The organism is Streptomyces sp. NPDC007088, from assembly GCF_042869355.1.
GTDB lineage: Bacteria > Actinomycetota > Actinomycetes > Streptomycetales > Streptomycetaceae > Streptomyces.
Genome location: NZ_JBIAFO010000017.1, coordinates 92,609 through 111,337 on the forward strand (window position 1 = coordinate 92,609; position 18,729 = coordinate 111,337).

15 protein-coding genes and 2 tRNA genes are annotated in these 18,729 nt (G+C 72.1%); 9 read left to right on the forward strand and 8 right to left on the reverse strand.

Features of this window, described 5'->3' with window-relative positions; all coding sequences use genetic code 11:
- Window positions 1-9 precede the first annotated feature (9 nt).
- From ACFYMP_RS24505 to ACFYMP_RS24530, 6 genes are all read right to left on the reverse strand, one after another.
- Window positions 10-2,004, reverse strand: coding sequence for a sensor histidine kinase (locus ACFYMP_RS24505; RefSeq protein WP_388861489.1), 1,995 nt, complete (start codon window positions 2,002-2,004; stop codon window positions 10-12).
- A gap of 108 nt (window positions 2,005-2,112) precedes the next feature.
- On the reverse strand, window positions 2,113-2,943 hold the full coding sequence (locus ACFYMP_RS24510; protein ID WP_388861491.1) for an ABC transporter permease: 831 nt from the start codon (window positions 2,941-2,943) through the stop codon (window positions 2,113-2,115).
- On the reverse strand, window positions 2,940-4,055 hold the full coding sequence (locus tag ACFYMP_RS24515) for an ABC transporter ATP-binding protein (RefSeq protein WP_388861493.1): 1,116 nt from the start codon (window positions 4,053-4,055) through the stop codon (window positions 2,940-2,942). Before ACFYMP_RS24515 ends, ACFYMP_RS24510 begins: the two co-directional genes overlap by 4 nt.
- A gap of 440 nt (window positions 4,056-4,495) precedes the next feature.
- Window positions 4,496-4,568 (reverse strand) — tRNA-Gly (locus tag ACFYMP_RS24520).
- 77 nt (window positions 4,569-4,645) lie between these two features.
- A tRNA-Gly gene (locus ACFYMP_RS24525) sits at window positions 4,646-4,717 on the reverse strand.
- Window positions 4,718-4,951: 234 nt separating this feature from the next.
- The gene (locus ACFYMP_RS24530) at window positions 4,952-5,269 is read right to left on the reverse strand and encodes an Lsr2 family protein (protein ID WP_363149633.1); all 318 of its coding nucleotides are present in this window, start codon (window positions 5,267-5,269) and stop codon (window positions 4,952-4,954) included.
- Window positions 5,270-5,740: 471 nt separating this feature from the next.
- Here ACFYMP_RS24530 and purS point away from each other — a divergent pair, with 471 nt between their 5' ends.
- The 5 genes from purS to ACFYMP_RS24555 all read left to right on the forward strand — a co-directional run bounded on the left by purS (window position 5,741) and on the right by ACFYMP_RS24555 (window position 10,931).
- Window positions 5,741-5,986, forward strand: coding sequence for a phosphoribosylformylglycinamidine synthase subunit PurS (gene purS / locus ACFYMP_RS24535; protein ID WP_363149632.1), 246 nt, complete (start codon window positions 5,741-5,743; stop codon window positions 5,984-5,986).
- Complete coding sequence (gene purQ, locus ACFYMP_RS24540) at window positions 5,983-6,663, forward strand: phosphoribosylformylglycinamidine synthase subunit PurQ (protein ID WP_363149631.1); 681 nt, start codon at window positions 5,983-5,985, stop codon at window positions 6,661-6,663. Before purS ends, purQ begins: the two co-directional genes overlap by 4 nt.
- Complete coding sequence (gene purL / locus ACFYMP_RS24545; RefSeq protein ID WP_388861496.1) at window positions 6,660-8,909, forward strand: phosphoribosylformylglycinamidine synthase subunit PurL; 2,250 nt, start codon at window positions 6,660-6,662, stop codon at window positions 8,907-8,909. The genes purQ and purL overlap by 4 nt, the downstream gene beginning before the upstream one ends.
- 355 nt (window positions 8,910-9,264) lie before the next feature.
- Window positions 9,265-9,777, forward strand: a complete 513-nt coding sequence (locus ACFYMP_RS24550) for an ArsR family transcriptional regulator (protein WP_388861498.1) — start codon at window positions 9,265-9,267, stop codon at window positions 9,775-9,777.
- A gap of 248 nt (window positions 9,778-10,025) precedes the next feature.
- Entirely contained in the window at window positions 10,026-10,931 is a 906-nt protein-coding gene (locus tag ACFYMP_RS24555) for a M23 family metallopeptidase (RefSeq protein ID WP_388861500.1), read from the forward strand.
- On the opposite strand, the gene ACFYMP_RS24560 is transcribed toward ACFYMP_RS24555, so the two are convergent.
- A complete protein-coding gene (locus ACFYMP_RS24560; protein ID WP_388861502.1) occupies window positions 10,900-11,298 on the reverse strand; it encodes a hypothetical protein in 399 nt (132 codons plus the stop codon). The genes ACFYMP_RS24555 and ACFYMP_RS24560 overlap by 32 nt on opposite strands.
- Window positions 11,299-11,987: 689 nt before the next feature.
- Complete coding sequence (locus ACFYMP_RS24565) at window positions 11,988-12,215, reverse strand: hypothetical protein (protein WP_388861504.1); 228 nt, start codon at window positions 12,213-12,215, stop codon at window positions 11,988-11,990.
- A 544-nt stretch (window positions 12,216-12,759) separates the two neighbouring features.
- Between ACFYMP_RS24565 and ACFYMP_RS24570 the strand changes: the two genes are divergently transcribed.
- The 4 genes from ACFYMP_RS24570 to purM all read left to right on the forward strand — a co-directional run bounded on the left by ACFYMP_RS24570 (window position 12,760) and on the right by purM (window position 18,376).
- Window positions 12,760-13,563 (forward strand): sterol carrier family protein, encoded by an 804-nt coding sequence (locus ACFYMP_RS24570; protein ID WP_388861506.1) that lies wholly within the window; start codon window positions 12,760-12,762, stop codon window positions 13,561-13,563.
- A 72-nt stretch (window positions 13,564-13,635) separates the two neighbouring features.
- Complete coding sequence (locus tag ACFYMP_RS24575) at window positions 13,636-14,748, forward strand: META domain-containing protein (protein WP_388861508.1); 1,113 nt, start codon at window positions 13,636-13,638, stop codon at window positions 14,746-14,748.
- 509 nt (window positions 14,749-15,257) lie between these two features.
- Complete coding sequence (gene purF / locus ACFYMP_RS24580; RefSeq protein ID WP_388861510.1) at window positions 15,258-16,784, forward strand: amidophosphoribosyltransferase; 1,527 nt, start codon at window positions 15,258-15,260, stop codon at window positions 16,782-16,784.
- A gap of 488 nt (window positions 16,785-17,272) precedes the next feature.
- A complete protein-coding gene (purM, locus tag ACFYMP_RS24585; protein WP_388861512.1) occupies window positions 17,273-18,376 on the forward strand; it encodes a phosphoribosylformylglycinamidine cyclo-ligase in 1,104 nt (367 codons plus the stop codon).
- Window positions 18,377-18,729 lie beyond the last annotated feature (353 nt).

The following is an 18,729-nucleotide window of genomic DNA, read 5'->3' on the forward strand; positions in this document are numbered from 1 at the left end:
GTGACTGCCTCATCGTGGCGGAGGAAGGGGACGGGAGGACGGACCGGGGACGGCGGGGGCAGAGGCGGTGCGAGCGGCAGAGGAGGAGTACGCGGACGGGGCGGGTCCGGCGGTCGCCGGGGCCCGACGGGCAGACACCGCTTCTGCGCCGGCGGCACCCGTGGTGAGAGAGACCTCGGCGGCACGCGGAGCGGGGGCGGTCGGGAGGACGGCTGCCTCGGTCCCGGCTTCGACCTCCGGGTCGGCCCCGGTATCGGCTTCGGTCTCCACGTCGGCCTCGGCAACGGCTTCGGTCTCCACCTCGGCTTCGACCTCCACTTCGGCAGCGGCAGCGGTGACGGGACGTGGGCGGGTTCCGGGGTTGGGTTCGGGCTCGGGCTCGGGACCGGAGTACGGCCCGGAGCCGATACGCGGACCAGGACCCGAACCGGCGGCAAGGCCGGGAGCGGGCCCCGCAGCGGGACGGGCAACAGACCCCGCAGCGGCACCGGCGGCAGGCGTCGGACGGACGAGGGCAGCCGGACCGGGAACAGCCGCCGGACCGGCGGCAGGTGCTGGAGCGGCTGGCTCACTGTCCTCCGCCTCGGAGACCTCGGAGACGGGGGCCACCGCCGGCACACGCGCGCACAGCCGGAAGCGGCCGGGCCCGGCGGGGGCCGCTTCGAGGGTGCCCGCGACCGTGCCGAGGCGCTCGCGCAGGCCGGCCAGGCCCGAGCCGGTCCCGGACGGGACGAGCGAGTCCGGCACGCCGTCGTTCTCCACGGTCAGGCTGGTGCCGCTGCGGCTCGTGGCGAGGGTGATCGCGCAGTGGCGGGCGTCTCCGTGCCGCAGCACGTTGGTGGCCGCCTCCCGTACCACCCAGGCCAGCGCGGCCTGGACGGGAGCGGGCAGGTCCTCGGTGGCGCTCGCGGCCGACTCGCATTCGATGCCGGCCGCCTCAAGGACACTGCGCGCGCCGAGGAGTTCGGCCCCGAGATCGATGCCCCGGTATCCGCGCACCACCTCGCGGACCTCGCGCTGCGAGTCGCGGGCGATGCGCTGGACCTCCACCATCTGCTCGACCGCCTCCGGCTTCCCGCGTCGCGCGAGCTGGACGGCCAGTTCGCTCTTGAGCGCTATCACCGCGAGGTTGCGGCCCAGCACGTCATGCAGATCGCGCCCGAACCGCAGCCGTTCCTCGGCGACCGCGAGCCGCGCCTCGGTCTCCTTGGCCCGCTCCACCTCCCAGGTGGCGGCGAGGCTCCAGGCACAGGGCCTGGTCGAGGCCAGCCCGAGCAGCCCGGCGCAGATCGCGACGCCGGTCAGCGTGCCCGAGGTGTCACCCGCCGGGTCGGGGATCAGGAACACGAGCGCGCATCCGGCCACGGTCCCCAGCAGTACGGGGACGAAGCGGCTCGGGCTCAGGCGCAGGGCGTAGACCGCCGAGACCGGGAAGAACGCGAACATCACGATCATGGCGAGGCCGCCCACCACGATCCCCCCGCGTACGACCAGGGCCTCGGCGGTCCCGAGCATCAGCGCGGTCAGCACGAGCAGCAGGACGAGGGAGCGCCTGGAGCAGTCCCCCTTGCCGAGATACCGGTCGAGACTGCCCAGGAGCGCGGACCGGGTCGCCAGGCACAGGGCCAGGCCGATGACGCCCAGGGCCACGCTCAGGCCCACGTCCACCGGCCGTACCGGCGGATCGATCAACAGGATCGGGAGTGCCCAGCCGGCGTAGAAGACCCACGGCACCAGGCACAGGCTGAACCGGCTGTAGGCGTCGATCTTCTGGACCGAACTGCGGCTGCCCCAGATCCTGCGGCGCAGCCCGTCCTTGATGCCGTCCTTGATGCCCTCCGTGAGCCCGTCCCTGGCCCCGCCGCGCCCGCCGGACCTCGTCCGGCCGCCTCCGGCCTCGCCGTCGGCCGGCAGCTCGGGCCGGTCGCGCCCCGGGCCGGGCCGCGTCTGGTCGTCACTCGTCCCGCGGCCGCCCGTCCCGCGGTCCCTGGTCCCGTCGTCCACGATCGCCCTCCTCGCCCCCTGAACCGGCGTAGCCCTCTCTGTACCGGCGTAGCCCTCTCTGTACCGGTGGGCCTTGTCGGTGGTCCCGTACGCCCGGTGTGCCGGGTCCTAACGTCGCGGCTCCCAGCGGAACCACTTCCGCACAGCCAACACGGTCAGCACCGACCAGGCCAAGGCGGAGCCGAGCGCCACCAGGGTCTCGCCCGTGCCGAGGTTCCCGGCCCAGCCACCCCGCAGCAACGTGATCACCGGGGTCAGCGGCAGGACGCGGCACACATGGGCGAGCGCGTCGGGGAACACGTCGAGCGGTACGGCGACCCCGGAACCGATCATCGTGAGGATGAGCATCGGCATCGCGGTGAGCGCGGCGCTCTCCGCGGTCCGGCTGACCGTGGCGCTCAGCGCGGCGAGTGTCACCGACAGGAGCAGCCCGAACAGGATGCCCAGGACCACGAGGTAGACGGCCTTCGGTGCCTCGACGCCGATGAGCAGCCCGAAGCCGGCCACGAGGACCACGGACTGCGCGAGCCCTATCCCGATCGCGGGGAGCGCGGCGCCCAGCAGGATCTCGCGGTCGTGCAGCTCGCCCGTACGCAGCCGCTTGAGGACCAGTTCCTCACGCCGGGCCACGAATATCCCGACGAGTGAGCTGTACACGGCGAACAGCAGCGACAGACCGAGAGCGCCGGGCAGCAGCACCGTGCCCAGGGTCAGTCCCGTCCCGCTGAGATCCAGCCCCTTGGCCGCGCCGCGGAAACTGAAGGGCAGCACGAGCGGCACGACGAGCGCGGCGAAGAGGGTTCCCTTCCCCCGCAGCAGGAGGATCAGTTCGACGCGGGCGAGGGCCCCCATCCTGCTGACCGCCGTCGTCGTCGCCGTCTTCGGGCGGTCGCCGGTCACCGGTGCGGGTTTTTCTGGGTGCGTTGTGCCGGCCTTCATCGCAGGACCTTCCTCTTCCGGTTCCGGCCCGCCGGGGCCACGGGCTCGTCCGGCTCCGGCGAGCCCGCCGCCCGCGGGAGCGCAGGGTTCTCCGTCTCCCGGGCGATGCGCAGGAACGCCTCCTCCAGTGAGGCCGCCCGCACATCGAGCCCGGACAGCTCGACCCCCTGCTCCCTCGCCCACACCAGCAGTTCGGTCGCCGCGTGCTGGAGCCGGTGCGTACGCAGCCGCACGGTCCTGCGGGCGCGGGCCCGGTCCTCGACGCGCTCGCTCCCGCCGCCTTCCGGGCCCTTCGCCCGGCCCTCCTCGCCGCTCCGGCCCCGGAGCCCCAGCGCCTCGTCCTCGACGAGTTCCGCGCCGAGCCGCGGCAGCGGCGGCAGGTCGCCCAGGTGGTAGCCCTCCGGAAGGACGAAGCTGATGCGGGAGGGCTGGGAGGCCACGACCTCCGCCACCGTGCCGGTGGCGGAGATACGGCCCTCGTGCAGGATGGCGAGGCGGTCGGCGAGCGCCTCGGCCTCCTCCAGGTAGTGCGTCGTCATGAGGACGGTGGTGCCGCCCGCCCGCAACTCCCGTACGAGGTCCCAGGTCTCCCGGCGCCCTTCGGCGTCCAGCCCGGTGGTCGGCTCGTCCAGGAACAGCACCTCGGGGCGGCCGAGCAGGGCGGTCGCGAGGTCGAGCCGGCGTTTCTCCCCGCCGGACAACTGCTTGACCCGCACCTGGCCGCGTCGCTCCAGCCCCACGAGGCCCAGAGCCTCCGGGACCGGTCGCGCCCCGCTCGTGCAGCCCGCCCACATCCGTACCGTCTCCTCGACGGTCAGTTCGGAGGGGAAACCGCCCTCCTGGAGCATGACCCCCGTCCTGGGCCGCACGGCGGCCCGTTCGGTGTAGGGGTCGTGCCCCAGGACCCGGACCCGGCCACCGGCCGGCTGGGAGAGCCCTTCGAGGAGTTCGACCGTGGAGGTCTTTCCCGCGCCGTTGGTGCCGAGCAGGGCGAAGAGTTCGCCGCGGTCCACGTGGAAGCTGACGCCCCGGACCGCCTCGAACCCGCCCCCGTACACCCGCCGCAGATCGGTGACGTCGATCACCCGCGTGGTGTCCATCGCACTGTTCATGCCCCAAGCCTGTCCCCTCGCGCGGGCACCGGTCAGTGCGCGGTGTCATGAAGCGGCATGACAAATGTCAGACGGAGAGCGGCAGATCCCACGGAACGCCGTCCGCGGCAGCTGCCAGGACGGTCGCGAACGGCTGCCGCGGAGGCCGCGGACGGCTGCCACGATGGTCGCGGACAGCTCCCGCGTCGCGGACAGCTTCCACGAGGCTTGCCATGGCTGCCACGGCTGCCACGAGGCTTACCGGGGGCTCTCGCGAAGGTCGCACACGAACGGTGGCGGCCCGTCACGCCCCGGTTCGTGCCGGTCGCCTCGCCCACGAACGCGCCCGCGCGGGCGGGGCCGGATACGCACCCGCACGAGCGGGACGGGTACGCACCCACAGCTGCGGGACCGGACACGAAAAAGCCCCCGGTACCCGAAGGTACTGGGGGCTTTCGCTGAGCGGACGACCAGATTCGAACTGGCGACCTCAACCTTGGCAAGGTTGCGCTCTACCAACTGAGCTACGTCCGCATCGCATCCGACCGGCTCTCACCGATCGGCGCTCGCGTCACTCTACCCGAATCCGGAGGACCGGTGGAGCGATGCAGAGCGGGTGACAGGAATTGCACACTGCGCCTCCCCCTTGGAAAGGGGGTGTTCTACTACTGAACTACACCCGCGAGATCCTCGGGGTTCCGGCCTTCCGGCCTCGCCCCTCGGCGTGCTCCAGACTCTAGCGGATCACCTGGGGTGCTGTGCAAGTCGGGCCCCGCCCCTCCTTGGCGCCCCGTCAGCCGGCAGTGGCCGGGACCCGGACCGGGCCCCGGCCGCCGTCAGTCGGTCCGGCCGTGGCCCCCTCCCGTTCCCCGCACCCGGGGGTCCGGGGGCGAGGGGGAGCAACGGCCGGCCGCTCCTCAGTTGGCCGCCTCGAACGCCTCGTAGACCTTCTTCGGGATGCGGCCGCGCTGCGGCACCTCCAGCTGGTGCGAGCGGGCCCACGCGCGCACGGCCGCGGGATCGGCGGCCACGGCGGTGCGCCGGTACGCGCGGCCCGAGGCGGAGCGTTTGCGGCCAGCCGCCACATAAGGCTCCAGGGCCTCACGCAGTTTCTCCGCATTGGTCTGGCTGAGGTCGATCTCGTACGACTTGCCGTCGATCCCGAAAGTGACGGTTTCCGCCGCTTCCTTGCCGTCGGTGTCGTCGTAAAGCGTGACCACGACACGCTGCGCCACGAATATCGGTCCTTTCGTCGGCGGCGGGGCCGCCCGACTGTCCTGGGCCGGGAGTGTCCCGTGTGCACGGCGGCGCACGGGACACGGACATACGGGGACGGTGCGCATCATCGAAGGGATCCGCTTTTTTCCGAATGTCTTTTCCTGGTTGATTCCTTTGTACAGCGGTCGGTGTGGAATGGGGAAGACCATCTCATTCACGGCGCGTGTTCCCGCGCTCGGCGGGAGCCGTCCCGTGCGATGTCCACCCGGTGAAATGTGGCCCGCGAGCGCGCCCTTTCTCTTTGTGCGGGCGATCAGTTGACCGCCGCCCGCGGCCCGCGAAAGGCCGGTGGGAGTGCGGGCCGGTTCCCGCCCCAGCGCGGTCCGGGTGACCGCCGTCACAGGTAACAGTTGTCTACCCGCGTAGAAAATCGGGCCGGGTACGCTGAACGGACAAGCTCAACGAAGCACCACACACCGGGAGTGCCAGTGGCACGCGTCGTAGTCGACGTCATGCTCAAGCCGGAGATCCTCGACCCCCAGGGGCAGGCGGTGCAGCGTGCACTGCCGCGCCTCGGCTTCGACGGGATCTCCGACGTGCGTCAGGGAAAGCGTTTCGAACTGGAGGTGGCGGAGCCGGTCGACGAGGCGGCTCTGGCCCGCGTCCGTGAGATGGCGGAGACGTTCCTCGCGAACACCGTCATCGAGGACTTCGTCGTAAAGGTGGAGTCGTGACGGCTCGTATTGGCGTCGTCACATTTCCCGGTACGCTCGACGATCGCGACACTCAGCGCGCCGTGCGGGTCGCCGGCGCGGAGGCCGTTCCGCTGTGGCACCGCGACAAGGATCTGCATCAGGTCGACGCGGTCGTCCTTCCCGGTGGATTCAGCTATGGCGACTATCTGCGGGCCGGTGCCATCTCCCGGTTCTCCCCGGTCATGGAATCGATCATCGAGCAGGCGAAGTCCGGAATGCCGGTCCTCGGTATCTGCAACGGATTTCAGGTGCTGACCGAGGCGCATCTGCTGCCGGGCGCCATGCTCCAGAACGACCGCATGCGCTTCGTGTGCCGTGAGCAGAAGCTGCGTGTGGAGACCACGGACACCGCCTGGACCGCCGATTTCACGGCCGGTCAGGAGATCCGTATTCCGCTCAAGAACATGGACGGCCGTTACACCGCCGACGAGCGGACACTCGACGAGCTGGAGGCGGAGGGGCGCGTGGCCTTCCGGTACCTCGACGTCAACCCGAACGGCGCGCTCCGCGACATCGCGGGCATCACCAATGAGGCCGGCAACGTCGTGGGCCTCATGCCGCACCCCGAGCACGCCGTGGACCCCCTCGTGGGCAGCGGCGGTACGGACGGCCTCGGGTTCTTCACCTCGATCCTGAAGAAGCTGGTAAGCGCATGAGCCTGGACACGGTCGAGAACGCGGCCGCGACCCCGGATGTGGACCTCCCCTGGAAGGAACTCGGCCTCAAGGAGGACGAGTACCTCAGGGTCCGCGAGATCCTCGGCCGCCGGCCCACCGGCGCCGAGCTGGCCATGTACTCCGTCATGTGGTCGGAGCACTGTTCGTACAAGAGCAGCAAGGTCCACCTGCGGCAGTTCGGCGAGAAGGCCCCCGAGTCCGAGGCCATGCTCGTCGGTATCGGCGAGAACGCCGGGGTCGTCGACGTCGGCCAGGGCTACGCGGTGACCTTCAAGGTCGAGTCGCACAACCACCCCTCGTACGTCGAGCCGTACCAGGGCGCCGCGACCGGCGTCGGCGGCATCGTGCGCGACATCATCGCGATGGGCGCCCGCCCGGTCGCCGTGGTCGACCCGCTGCGCTTCGGCGCCGCCGACCACCCCGACACCAAGCGCGTCCTGCCGGGCGTCGTCGCCGGGATCGGTGGCTACGGCAACTGCCTGGGCCTGCCGAACATCGGCGGCGAGGTCGTCTTCGACGCCTGCTATCAGGGAAACCCGCTGGTCAACGCCGGTGCCGTCGGCGTCATGCGGCACGAGGACATCCACCTCGCGAAGGCGTCCGGCGCGGGCAACAAGGTCATCCTCTACGGAGCCCGTACGGGCGGTGACGGGATCGGCGGCGCCTCCATCCTCGCCTCCGAGACCTTCGACGACGCGAAGCCCAGCAAGCGCCCCGCCGTGCAGGTCGGTGACCCCTTCCAGGAGAAGCTGCTCATCGAGTGCACCCTGGAGGCCTTCGCCGAGAAGCTCGTCGTCGGTATCCAGGACCTCGGCGCGGCCGGACTGTCCTGCGCCACCTCCGAGCTCGCCTCCAACGGTTCGGGCGGCATGACCGTCGTCCTCGACGACGTACCGCTGCGCGACTCGACGCTCTCGCCCGAGGAAATCCTCATGAGCGAGTCGCAGGAACGCATGTGCGCGGTCGTCGAGCCCGCGAAGGTCGAGCGGTTCCTCGCGATCTGCGAGAAGTGGGACGTCATCGCGACCGTCGTCGGCGAGGTCACCGACGGGGACCGGCTGGAGATCTTCTGGCACGGCGAGAAGATCGTCGACGTGGACCCGCGCACCGTCGCCCACGACGGACCGGTCTACGAGCGTCCGCTGGCCCGCCCCGAGTGGCAGGACGCGCTCCAGGCCGACGACGCGAACAAGCTGCCCCGCCCGGCCACGGCGGCCGAGCTGAAGCAGCAGGTGCTCCAGGTCCTCTCCTCGCCGAACCAGGCGTCGAAGGCGTGGATCACCGACCAGTACGACCGTTTCGTGCAGGGCAACACCGTCCTCGCGCAGCCCGAGGACTCCGGGATGATCCGGGTGGACGAGGAGACCGGCCTCGGCGTCGCCCTCGCGACCGACGGCAACGGCCGCTACACGAAGCTCGACCCGTACACCGGCGCTCAGCTCGCGCTGGCCGAGGCGTACCGCAACGTGGCGACGACGGGCGCGAAGCCGCTCGCGGTCTCCGACTGCCTCAACTTCGGCTCCCCCGAGGACCCGGCCGTCATGTGGCAGTTCGCCGAGGCCATCCGCGGCCTCGCCGACGGCTGCCAGCAGCTCGGCACCCCCGTCACCGGCGGCAACGTCTCCCTCTACAACCAGACGGGCAGCGTCGCGATCCACCCGACGCCGGTCGTCGCGGTGCTCGGCGTGATCGACGACGTGGCGCGCCGCACCCCGGTCGCCTTCAAGGAGGAGGGGCAGCTGCTCTACCTCCTCGGCGACACGAAGGAGGAGTTCGGCGGCTCGGCGTGGTCCGAGGTCGTCCACGACCACCTCGGCGGGCTGCCGCCGGCCGTGGACCTGGAGCGCGAGCGCCTGCTCGGCGAGATCCTGATCTCCGCCTCGCGCGACGGGATGATCGACGCGGCGCACGACCTGTCGGACGGCGGCCTGGTCACCTCGGTGATCGAGTCCTGCCTGCTCGGCGGCGTCGGCGCGCGGCTCGTCGTCCCGGACGCCCTGGACGCGTTCACCTTCCTCTTCTCGGAGTCGGCCGGCCGCGCCGTCGTGTCCGTGCCGCGCAGTGAGGAACTGCGCTTCACCGACATGTGCGGAGCGCGCGGACTGCCCGTGACCCGGATCGGTGTCGTGGACGGCGACGCGGTCGAGGTGCAGGGCGAGTTCGCCCTCTCCCTGACGGAGCTGCGCGAGGCCCACGAGGGCACGGTTCCGGCGCTGCTCGCCTAGCGGCGCTGCGGCGGTTCCCGTTCGCACGACAAAACGAGGAACGAGGAACGACGGAACGAGGAACGACGAACGACGGATAGGGGAAGGCCCCCGCCCGGTCACCTGGACCGGGCGGGGGCCTTTCCCGTGCCCGTCCCGTGTCCCGGTGCGTGTGGCGCGCACCGGGACGCGGCGCCGTGGCTTCCGTGGTCCGTCCGGGGAGGCTTCAGGGGTCGGGGGCCGGGTGCCGGGTGCCGGGGCCCGGGTCCGGGTCCGGGTCCGGGTCCGGGTCCGGGAAAGCGTTCAGGATTTTCCCGGCGGTCGGGTTTGGGCGGTCTGCGACTGTGGGAATTACGTAACTACGTAAGGGTGCGTGATGGGACTGGAAGAGCGGGTTTCCGAACTGGAGGCGCGGGTCGCCGCGCTGGAGGGGCCGACGGGAGGTGATCGCGGTGAAGGCGAAAGCGTGCGGACGGACAAGGACTTCTGGGCTCTGGAGGCGCTGAAGGGGCTGTTCGACGCGGAGGGAGTGACCGAGGGCGGGGTTCTGTTCGCGGGCACGGTGGGCCTGCCGGGCGGGCTGCGGTACGAGTGGCAGTACGGGCGTACGACCGCCTCCCTGTTCGGGCCGGACTGGTCGGACGCCGCCGATGCTCTGGCCGCTCTCGGCCATCCCGTACGGCTGCGACTGCTCCGGGAGATCCTGGCCGGTCGGCACACGGTGGCCGAACTGACCGGAACGGAAGGGCTCGGGACGACGGGCCAGATCTACCACCACCTGCGCCAGCTCACCGCGGCCGGCTGGCTCCGGGCGGCGGGCCGGGCGCAGTACGAGGTGCCGGGGGCGCGAGTGGTCCCGCTCCTGGTGATGCTGACGGCGGCGAATTGACGGCGCCCCGGGCACTGGCGGCATGAGCAGGGTCGGCGTGCGTGGGACGACGAATGTCCAGGGGGATTGATGAAGGGGAACTACGGGGTGCGTGGGTCGGGTGGGGCGCGTGAAGTCAGTGCGGTGCGCGGACGGGGCATGGTGCGGAATCCGGGCGCGGTGGACGGGAGGAGTGGGGTCTACGGGCCGAGTGGGGGCTGTGGATCGAGTGGGGGCTGTGGATCGAGTGGGGTCGCGGGTGAGTCGGTATGAGGGCCCGTAGGGCCTACGGGTCCCGTGAGGTGTGGGCGCTTCTGTACCGGCTCCTGTCGGGGGCCTTCCTTCTGGCGGTCACCTCGCGGTTCTTCGCCGACCCGCCGTACCCGGCCTGGTGGAACTTCGGGTTCTTCGTGGCCGCGCTGATCTGCCAGGCGTTCGCCGTCCGGGGCCTGCGGACCCCTTCGGGCCGGGCGCCCGTCGAGGTACGGCCGCCGGTCACCGGCCGGTGGACCGCGCTCAACAGTCCGGCGAACCGGGTGCCCAGTCACGGCACGGCGGTCTACGGGCAGATGTACGCGATCGACATCGTGGCGGAGGGAGAGGGAGAGGGAGAGGGAGAGGACGGGACGGGGCAGGGGGCCGGTTCGGTGGGTGCTCTGTCAGAGGGCGTGGTGGGACGGCGCAGGCCGGCTTTCGCACTCTTCTGGCCGTTCATGCGACCACCCTCCAGCTTCCCCGGGTTCGGGGTGCCGCTGCTCGCGGTGGCCGACGCGACCGTCGTCCACGCCTCGGACGGGCAGCGGGACCACCTGAGCCGCACCTCGGTACCCGCGCTGCTGTACCTGTTGGCCGAGGGGACGCTGCGAGACTTTCTGGGGCCCGGAAGGGTCGTGGGGAACCGGATCGTCCTGGATCTGGGCGACGGGGTGTTCGCCCTCTACGCCCACGTGCGGCGCGGCTCCCTGCGGGTCGCGGCGGGGGACCGGGTGCGGGCGGGACAACAGCTCGGAGCCTGCGGCAACAGCGGCAACACCACCGAGCCGCACGTCCACTTCCAGCTCATGGACCGGCCCGGTCTCACGGCTGCCCGCGGGCTCCCCTTCACCTGGACGGGGATCGGGATACCCGCGAACTCGGAGACCTTCACCGTGCCGGCGGCGTACGTCGGGCCGTGACTGCGGCTGCGACCGGGGCGCCGACGGCAGAGGGGGCAGCCGGAAGCCTGACGGCGAGCGCGGTCGCGAGGACCAGCAGGCCGGCCAGGGAGAAGAGGATGACGTCGGTCCCCTGGATCAGTCCGAGCCCCGCCTCCGTCCCGTGCGCGACGCCGTCCCCGTCGGCGCCGCTCCCGGTCGTCCCTCCGGCGGTCCTCCCTTCGGTGAGCCGGCTCAGCAGCGGTCCGAAGAGACTCACGCCGAGCGCGCCGCCCGGTGTCTGGAGCAAGCGGATGGCGGTCGTGGTCACCCCGAGCCGTCCCGGCGGGGCATGTTCCTGCCCGAACTGGAGGAGCCGGCCGATCAGCATGCCGAAACCCGCTCCCATGAGGAGGAGTTCGCTGCGCAGCCACCAGAGGCTGCTGTCCGCCGGGGAGGTGCCGAGCAGGGCCAGGGCGAGGGGGCGCGCGGCGTGCCCGTCACGACACTCCGCCGGGCAGCGCCGCCGAGACGTCCGACGAGCTGTCCCGGCAGCCCCGTGCCGAGAGCCATGGGCAGCAACTGGAGTCCGGCGGAAGCGATTTCCACCTGCCGGGCGGCCTGGAGGTAGACCATTACGTAGACGAGGGTGACGGTCATCGCGACGCTCACCAGCCCCCGGACGACGAAGCTCAGCCGCAGGGCCCGTTTCCCGGAACAGGCTGAGCGGCAGGACCGGTTCGGCCAGGCCCAGGGGTTCGGGGGGAGGCCCGCCCACACCGCCCGCCGGCGCCCCGGAGACCGGTATCGACTCGTTCCGGAGTGCGCCCTGTGCCGGGGAGATCGCCGGCGGCCGCGACCTCGCCGGGAACTGATGAGGGCACGGGTGCACGCCGTCTCGCGCCTGACGAGTCGGCTCCGGCGCAGCCGGGACAGTGGGCCCCGCGTCCCGCTACCCGCACACGACGAAGCGGCGCTTCGCGTCACGGAGGCCGGGGGCCGCCCCCCTGCGGCCCCTGCCGCTGTGCCGCAGAGACCGCAGAGACCGCAGGGGCGGCGGCAGGGACCGCAAAGACCGCAGGGACCACTGGCGGGGCATCAGGGAGCGGGCGGAGCGGTGACGCTGACCTGGACGGGTGTGGCCGGGGCGGCTCCCCCCGACGCGACCAGAGCGCCGACGGCCACCAGCAGGGTGCCCGCGGCGATCGCCAGACCCAGGGGCCTCCCCAAAGCGGGCCGACGGTGGACGACGACCAGGACGGTGACCATCACCGCCCCGGTTCCCAGGAGCAGCAGCAGAACAACGGACAGAGCGAGCACGGACATGGGAATCCCCTCGGGACCGGGGCACGCGGACGGTCCGCGTGCGAGGCGGGCGACGGAGCACAGGGCACCGCTCGGCCCTCACGTCGCGGTCAGCTGCCGGACGTGACGGGCCGCAGGATCACCGACCCGGCACCAAGCCCCGCAAGCCCACCGGCCGACAACGGCCTTCGCTCTGTGTTGTGCAGCGAACGCGCGCGTTCGCTACGTCCGAGGGGCATCGGAGGTGCCGGATTCTGAGGACGGCGTCCATGACGATGGGAGCGGCCGCCGACAGTCGGACACCGGCACTATGTCCAGAGAGCGGAGGGGATTCCGCCCCGGCAGGTGCATGGGCCCCGTCGCGGCCTCGCCCGCCCCGTGCCCCGGCGCCCGCCCTCGTGCCCCGGCTCCCGCCGCCCGTCCCCCGGCGGCTCGCGGCCGCCCCCCCCGTAAGCCGCGCACCCGCGACCGCGGCTGCCGACAGGCCGGGGTTCCGGTTCGCAGGCCGGGGTTCCGGTTCGCAGGCGGGGGTCCCGGTTCGCCGGCCGGGTTCTACCCTCTTCTCATGCCGCCGGTCAGGAAACGACTCCGTACGTACGACGCCCAGAAGACCCGGGCCGCCGTGCTCGCCCAGTTCGGGCATGTCCGTACCGCTGTCAGCGCGTTGACCGCCGAGCAGCTCGACGGGGAGAGCGGGCTCGGGGAGTGGAGCGTGCGCGAACTGGTCGCGCATCTGGGGATGGTGCTCGACAGCCTCAACCAGCGACTCGCGGAGGCCCCGCCGGTGGCGAAGGCGCTGCCCCTGCTGGACTGGCCTTTCGCGACCGCCGGGCGGGCCGGGAACATCGACGCGGACGTCCGGCGGCTGGCCGCCGTCCACCCCGGACCGGCCGCGCTCGACAGCCTGCTCGCCGGGATCGACGAACGGGCCAGGACGCTGCTTCCCGCCGCGCTGCCCGGCCGGCTCGTCGGCACCCGGGTCGGGCCGATGGTGCTCGGTGACTTCCTAGTGACCCGCTGCGTCGAACTCGTCGTGCACAGCGACGACCTGTCCCGGGCCACCGGTCTCGACGTGACGCTCGACCGGCAGGCCCTCGCCGCCTGCACCCGGCTGCTCGCCGACGCGCTCGCCGTGAAGGCCCCGGGAGCCTCCACCGAGGTACGGGTGCCGCCGTACGCCGTCGTGCAGTGCGTAGAGGGGCCGCGGCACACGCGCGGTACCCCGCCCAACGTCGTGGAGACCGATCCGCGCACGTGGCTGCGGCTCGCGACCGGACGCGCCACGTGGGACGAGGAGCGGCGGGCCGCCCGGATCAGCGCGAGCGGGGAACGCGCCGACCTGTCCGGACTCCTGCCCCTCATGGGCTGACCAAGGGTTCCGTCCCGTCCGCCGGACGGGACGGAACCCATCACCGGGGCGGCCCGTCCCACTGCCATGGACATGAACCGAGCGACCTTTCCCGGCCGGGCCACCGGCCGGTCCTCAGCACGGGTCACGGGACGTGCGGCGGGCCGGGTGCCGGTCCGGGCCACGACGGGCAGCGTGTCGTCGGCCGCGTCCCTCGCCGTCCTCACGGTCTGCGCGACCGTTCTCACGGCCTGCGGGACCGGGCCGGCGGGCAGCGGAGCCGGGCACCAGGGCGGCGGGGCGGGCGAAACCGGCGCCGGCACCTCCGTCAGCAGCGCCGAGCCACCCGCGTACACCGGGGTGAGCTGGAGCGTCGAGAGCGTCACCGCCGACGGGAAGCGCCACCGTGCGCCCGAGGGGGCCCGGCTCGCCTTCGACACCTCGGCCCGTACGCCACGCGCCGAGGGCGACTACGGCTGCAACCGCTTCTCCTCGCCGGTCCGCTTCACCGACGAGAGGGGTGGGCGGCTGCGGCTGAGCGAACCCGTCTCCACGCGCAGGGCCTGCGGGAAACCGGTGATGGCCTTCGAGAAGAAGCTGTCCGGGCTTCTCACCGGCAACGAACTCACCGCGCACACCGAGCGGCGGACCGGTCCCGGCGCGGACCGGCTCACGCTCACGACCCCGGAAGGCGACGCCGTGAACCTCCGCAGGAGCGAGGACAAGGGCGGCGCGTCCGCAGGACGGGGAGAAGGCGCGTCCTCCCCGGGCGGATCGTCCACCCCAGGGCCCGGAAAGGGCGGATCGTCCACCCCAGGGCCCGGAAAGGACGGATCGACTGCCTCCGTGCCGCTCACGGAGACGACCTGGGAGATCACGCGTCTCCTCGACGGTACGGAGAGCGGCGGCGACGGCCAGGGCTCCCGTCGTGTGTCCCCCGGGGCCCATCTCCGGCTCGCCAAGGACGGCAAGGTGACCGGCAGCCTCGGCTGCAACCGCTTCTCGGCGCGCGCCGAACTCGACGGCGACCGGCTCCGTATCGACCGGCCCGTCACCACCCGGATGCTGTGCCAGGGAGAGGCGATGGACACCGAGAAGGCGCTGCTGAAGCTGTTCGCGTCCCCCCTGCGTCACGCGGTGGCCGACGGCACGCTGACTCTCACCGCGGAGAACGGCACCGGCCTGCGCGCCGTCCCCCGCGCCTGAACCGGCCCGCCCCGCCCCCCTCGTGCCGCTGCCGCTGCCTCAGGACTGGTACCGGCCGCGCCGTGCCCGCCGCCCCTGCTCCGCTGCCTCCGGACTGGTACCGGCCGCCGCGCCCGCCCCTGCCTCCTGCCCGTACCGGCCGCCGGCCCGCCCGTCCCGCCGCCGCGCGGCCGAAACCGTTCCGTCGCTCTCCGGCCGCTGTCCGGCCGAAAGCGTTCCGACGCCGTCCTGCCGTCGCTCCCCCTCCGCCCGCCCCCGTGAGACACCGCACACTCCCGGCCGTCCCGTCCCTCCCGGCCCAGGGGAGGCCCGGTGCCCCAGGGGGTGCGCGCGCGGGGGGCGGAGGGTATGCGCGTAGACCGCCTGCCACCTGCGGGATCAGTGGTCGTGGCGGCCCGGTGCGGTGGGTATCCGCGCAGGCCAGGCGGCTGCTCCGCAAGACGGTGGCAGGACAGGGTGGTCCCGTCCCCAATTCGGACCAGTGGTCGATCTCGCCTACACTCGGTTCCGTGCCACGTGGTGACGGTCTCCTCAATCATGACCTTCTTCCGGGAGAGAAAGGCCCCCAGGACGCTTGCGGCGTCTTCGGTGTCTGGGCTCCTGGCGAAGAGGTCGCCAAACTCACCTACTTCGGGCTGTACGCCCTCCAACACAGGGGCCAGGAGTCCGCGGGAATCGCGGTCAGCAATGGTTCCCAGATCCTCGTCTTCAAGGACATGGGGCTCGTGTCCCAGGTCTTCGACGAGACCTCTCTCAGCTCTCTCCAGGGTCATATCGCGGTGGGTCACGCCCGCTACTCCACCACCGGAGCCTCGGTGTGGGAGAACGCGCAGCCCACGTTCCGGGCCACCGCGCACGGTTCGATCGCCCTGGGCCACAACGGCAATCTGGTGAACACGGCGCAGCTCGCCGAGATGGTCGCCGACCTCCCCAAGGAGAACGGCCGGGCCACCCAGGTCGCCGCCACCAACGACACCGACCTCGTCACGGCCCTGCTCGCGGGCCAGACCGACGAGGAGGGCAAGCCGCTGACCGTCGAGCAGGCCGCGCCGAAGGTGCTGCCGCACGTACGGGGCGCCTTCTCCCTCGTCTTCATGGACGAGAACACCCTCTACGCCGCCCGCGACCCGCAGGGCATCCGCCCGCTGGTCCTCGGCCGGCTGGAGCGCGGCTGGGTCGTCGCGAGCGAGAGCGCCGCTCTCGACATCTGCGGCGCCTCCTACGTGCGGGAGATCGAGCCGGGCGAGATGGTCGCCATCGACCAGAACGGTCTGCGCACCAGCCGGTTCGCGGAAGCAAAGCCCAAGGGCTGTGTCTTCGAGTACGTCTACCTGGCGCGTCCCGACACCGACATCGCCGGGCGGAACGTCTACCTCTCCCGCGTGGAGATGGGCCGGCGGCTCGCGAAGGAAGCCCCCGTCGAGGCGGACCTCGTCATAGCGACCCCGGAGTCCGGGACCCCCGCCGCGATCGGCTACGCCGAGGCCAGCGGCATCCCCTTCGGCAGCGGACTGGTGAAGAACGCCTATGTCGGCCGGACCTTCATCCAGCCTTCACAGACCATCCGCCAGCTCGGCATCCGGCTGAAACTGAACCCCCTCAAGGAAGTCATCCGGGGCAAGCGCCTCGTGGTCGTCGACGACTCCATCGTCCGGGGGAACACGCAGCGCGCTCTCGTACGGATGCTGCGGGAGGCGGGCGCCGCCGAGGTCCACATCCGGATCTCCTCCCCGCCCGTGAAGTGGCCCTGCTTCTTCGGCATCGACTTCGCGACCCGCGCGGAACTCATCGCCAACGGCATGTCGCCCGAGGAGATCGGTACCTCGCTGGGCGCCGACTCGCTCGCGTACATCTCGATCGACGCGATGATCGAGGCGACCACGATCGACAAGCCGAACCTGTGCCGGGCCTGCTTCGACGGCGAGTACCCGATGGAGCTGCCCGACCCGGAACTGCTCGGCAAGCAGCTCCTGGAGACGGAGCTGGCGGCGGGGGTGGCCGAGACCGCGGCCAGCGACGCCCTGCGCAGGCCGTGACCGGGAGCTCCTGAACGGTGGCCTTGCGCGGCGCCTCTGAGCGGGGGCTTCGCACAGGGCCTCCGAGCGGGGAACCCCGGGACGGGACCCGCGCGGGTCCCGACCGGGTTCCGGCCGGCCCGGGGCAAGATCGGAGCGGGTACCCGCCGGACCCCACCCCGCCTGGGACTGAACGGACCCCGCCCAGTCCTGAACAGACCCCGCTCAGTCCTGAACAGACCTCGCCCAGTTTTGAACAGACCCCGCTCAGTCCCTGAACAGGGCTCGTGCAGGCCCCGGGAAAGAGCCGCCCCGTAGCGGAGTCCCCGTCCCTCACCGGTACGGGGCCCGGCCGGCGCCCTCGCGGCACCGCCGGATTCCGGAGCCCGGACAGATGCCCGGACGGCCCCGGGCCCGGACCGGCCGGGTACCGACCGCCGCCCCCGACCGCAGCCGGACCGACGACGTACCAGGCCCCGGACCGACGACGCAGACGAAAGACGCATCCCATGCCCTCCTCACTGCCCTCCATGCCGCCCGTGCCCGAGACGAGCGACGCCGCGGCCTCCTACAAGTCGGCGGGCGTCGACATCGAGGCCGGTGATCTCGCCGTCGAACTCATGAAGAAGTGGGTCAAGAAGGCCCAGCGCCCCGAGGTGCTCGGCGGGCTCGGCGGTTTCGCGGGCCTCTTCGACGCCTCCGCGCTGAAGCGGTACGAACGTCCGCTGCTCGCCTCCGCCACCGACGGCGTCGGCACCAAGGTCGACCTCGCGCGCCGGCTCGGCGTCTACGACACGATCGGTCACGATCTGGTCGCGATGGTCATGGACGACATCGTGGTGTGCGGCGCGGAGCCGCTGTTCATGACCGACTACATCTGCGTCGGCAAGGTCCACCCCGAGCGGATCGCCTCGATCGTGAAGGGCATCGCCGAGGGCTGCGTCCTCGCGGGCTGCGCCCTCGTCGGCGGGGAGACCGCCGAGCACCCGGGACTGCTCGGCGCGGACGACTTCGACGTGGCCGGCGCCGGTACCGGAGTCGTCGAGGCCGACCGGCTGCTGGGCGCGGAGCGTATCCGCGAGGGCGACGCGGTCCTCGCGCTCGCCTCCTCGGGGCTGCACTCCAACGGCTACTCGCTGGTCCGCCACGTGCTGCTCGACCGGGCCGGCCACTCGCTGGACCGCCGCTTCGAGGAGTTCGGCCGCACGCTCGGCGAGGAGCTGCTGGAGCCCACCAAGATCTACTCGCTGGACTGCCTGGCCCTCATGCGGACCTCCGAGGTGCACGCCTTCTCCCACGTCACCGGCGGCGGTCTCGCGGCCAACCTGGCGCGCGTCGTCCCCGAGGGGCTGCACGCCACGGTGGAACGCTCGACCTGGACGCCCGCCCCGGTCTTCGATCTGGTCGGCCGTACGGGTGACGTCGAGCGGCTCGAACTGGAGAAGACGCTGAACATGGGCGTCGGCATGTTCGCCGTCGTCCCGCCCGAGGCCGTCGAACCGGCCCTCGCGACCCTCGCCGACCGCGGCCTGGACGCCTGGGTGGCCGGCGAGATCACCGCTCGCGGAGAGCACGCCACCGGCGCCGAACTGGTCGGCGACTACGCGGCGTGATCAGCGGGACCACGAGATGACCAGCGGAAACAGGGCCCCGTACACGGGTACGGGGCCCGGGACCGGCCCGGAGGTGGCGCACCGTCGTGGCGGCCTCGGCCCCGAGGTGGCGCACCGTCGTGGCGGCCTCACCGGCCGCGGACGCCGAAGCGTTCCTGCCGGTCCTGGACAGCGAGACGGCCGCACCGGTCGCGGACAGCGAAAAGCGGCGTACGGCTCACAGCCCCACGCCGATGCGGACGGCACCGCTCACCCGTGCCGCGCCCAGCCGCCCACCGCACCGGCGCGGGTACCTCGGTACCGCGCCCATGCAGCAGAGAACCCGGTCCGGGGGAGTGCCCCGGACCGGGTGC

Coding starts and splice junctions, on each gene's coding strand:
- ACFYMP_RS24510 (WP_388861491.1), bottom strand. CDS start 2,943: ATGAAGGCCGGCACAACGCACCCAGAAAAACCCGCACCGGTGACCGGC.
- ACFYMP_RS24515 (WP_388861493.1), bottom strand. CDS start 4,055: ATGAACAGTGCGATGGACACCACGCGGGTGATCGACGTCACCGATCTG.
- purL (WP_388861496.1), top strand. CDS start 6,660: ATGAGCCTGGACACGGTCGAGAACGCGGCCGCGACCCCGGATGTGGAC.
- ACFYMP_RS24550 (WP_388861498.1), top strand. CDS start 9,265: ATGGGACTGGAAGAGCGGGTTTCCGAACTGGAGGCGCGGGTCGCCGCG.
- ACFYMP_RS24555 (WP_388861500.1), top strand. CDS start 10,026: ATGAGGGCCCGTAGGGCCTACGGGTCCCGTGAGGTGTGGGCGCTTCTG.
- ACFYMP_RS24560 (WP_388861502.1), bottom strand. CDS start 11,298: ATGGGAGCGGGTTTCGGCATGCTGATCGGCCGGCTCCTCCAGTTCGGG.
- ACFYMP_RS24565 (WP_388861504.1), bottom strand. CDS start 12,215: ATGTCCGTGCTCGCTCTGTCCGTTGTTCTGCTGCTGCTCCTGGGAACC.
- ACFYMP_RS24570 (WP_388861506.1), top strand. CDS start 12,760: ATGCCGCCGGTCAGGAAACGACTCCGTACGTACGACGCCCAGAAGACC.
- ACFYMP_RS24575 (WP_388861508.1), top strand. CDS start 13,636: ATGAACCGAGCGACCTTTCCCGGCCGGGCCACCGGCCGGTCCTCAGCA.
- purM (WP_388861512.1), top strand. CDS start 17,273: ATGCCCTCCTCACTGCCCTCCATGCCGCCCGTGCCCGAGACGAGCGAC.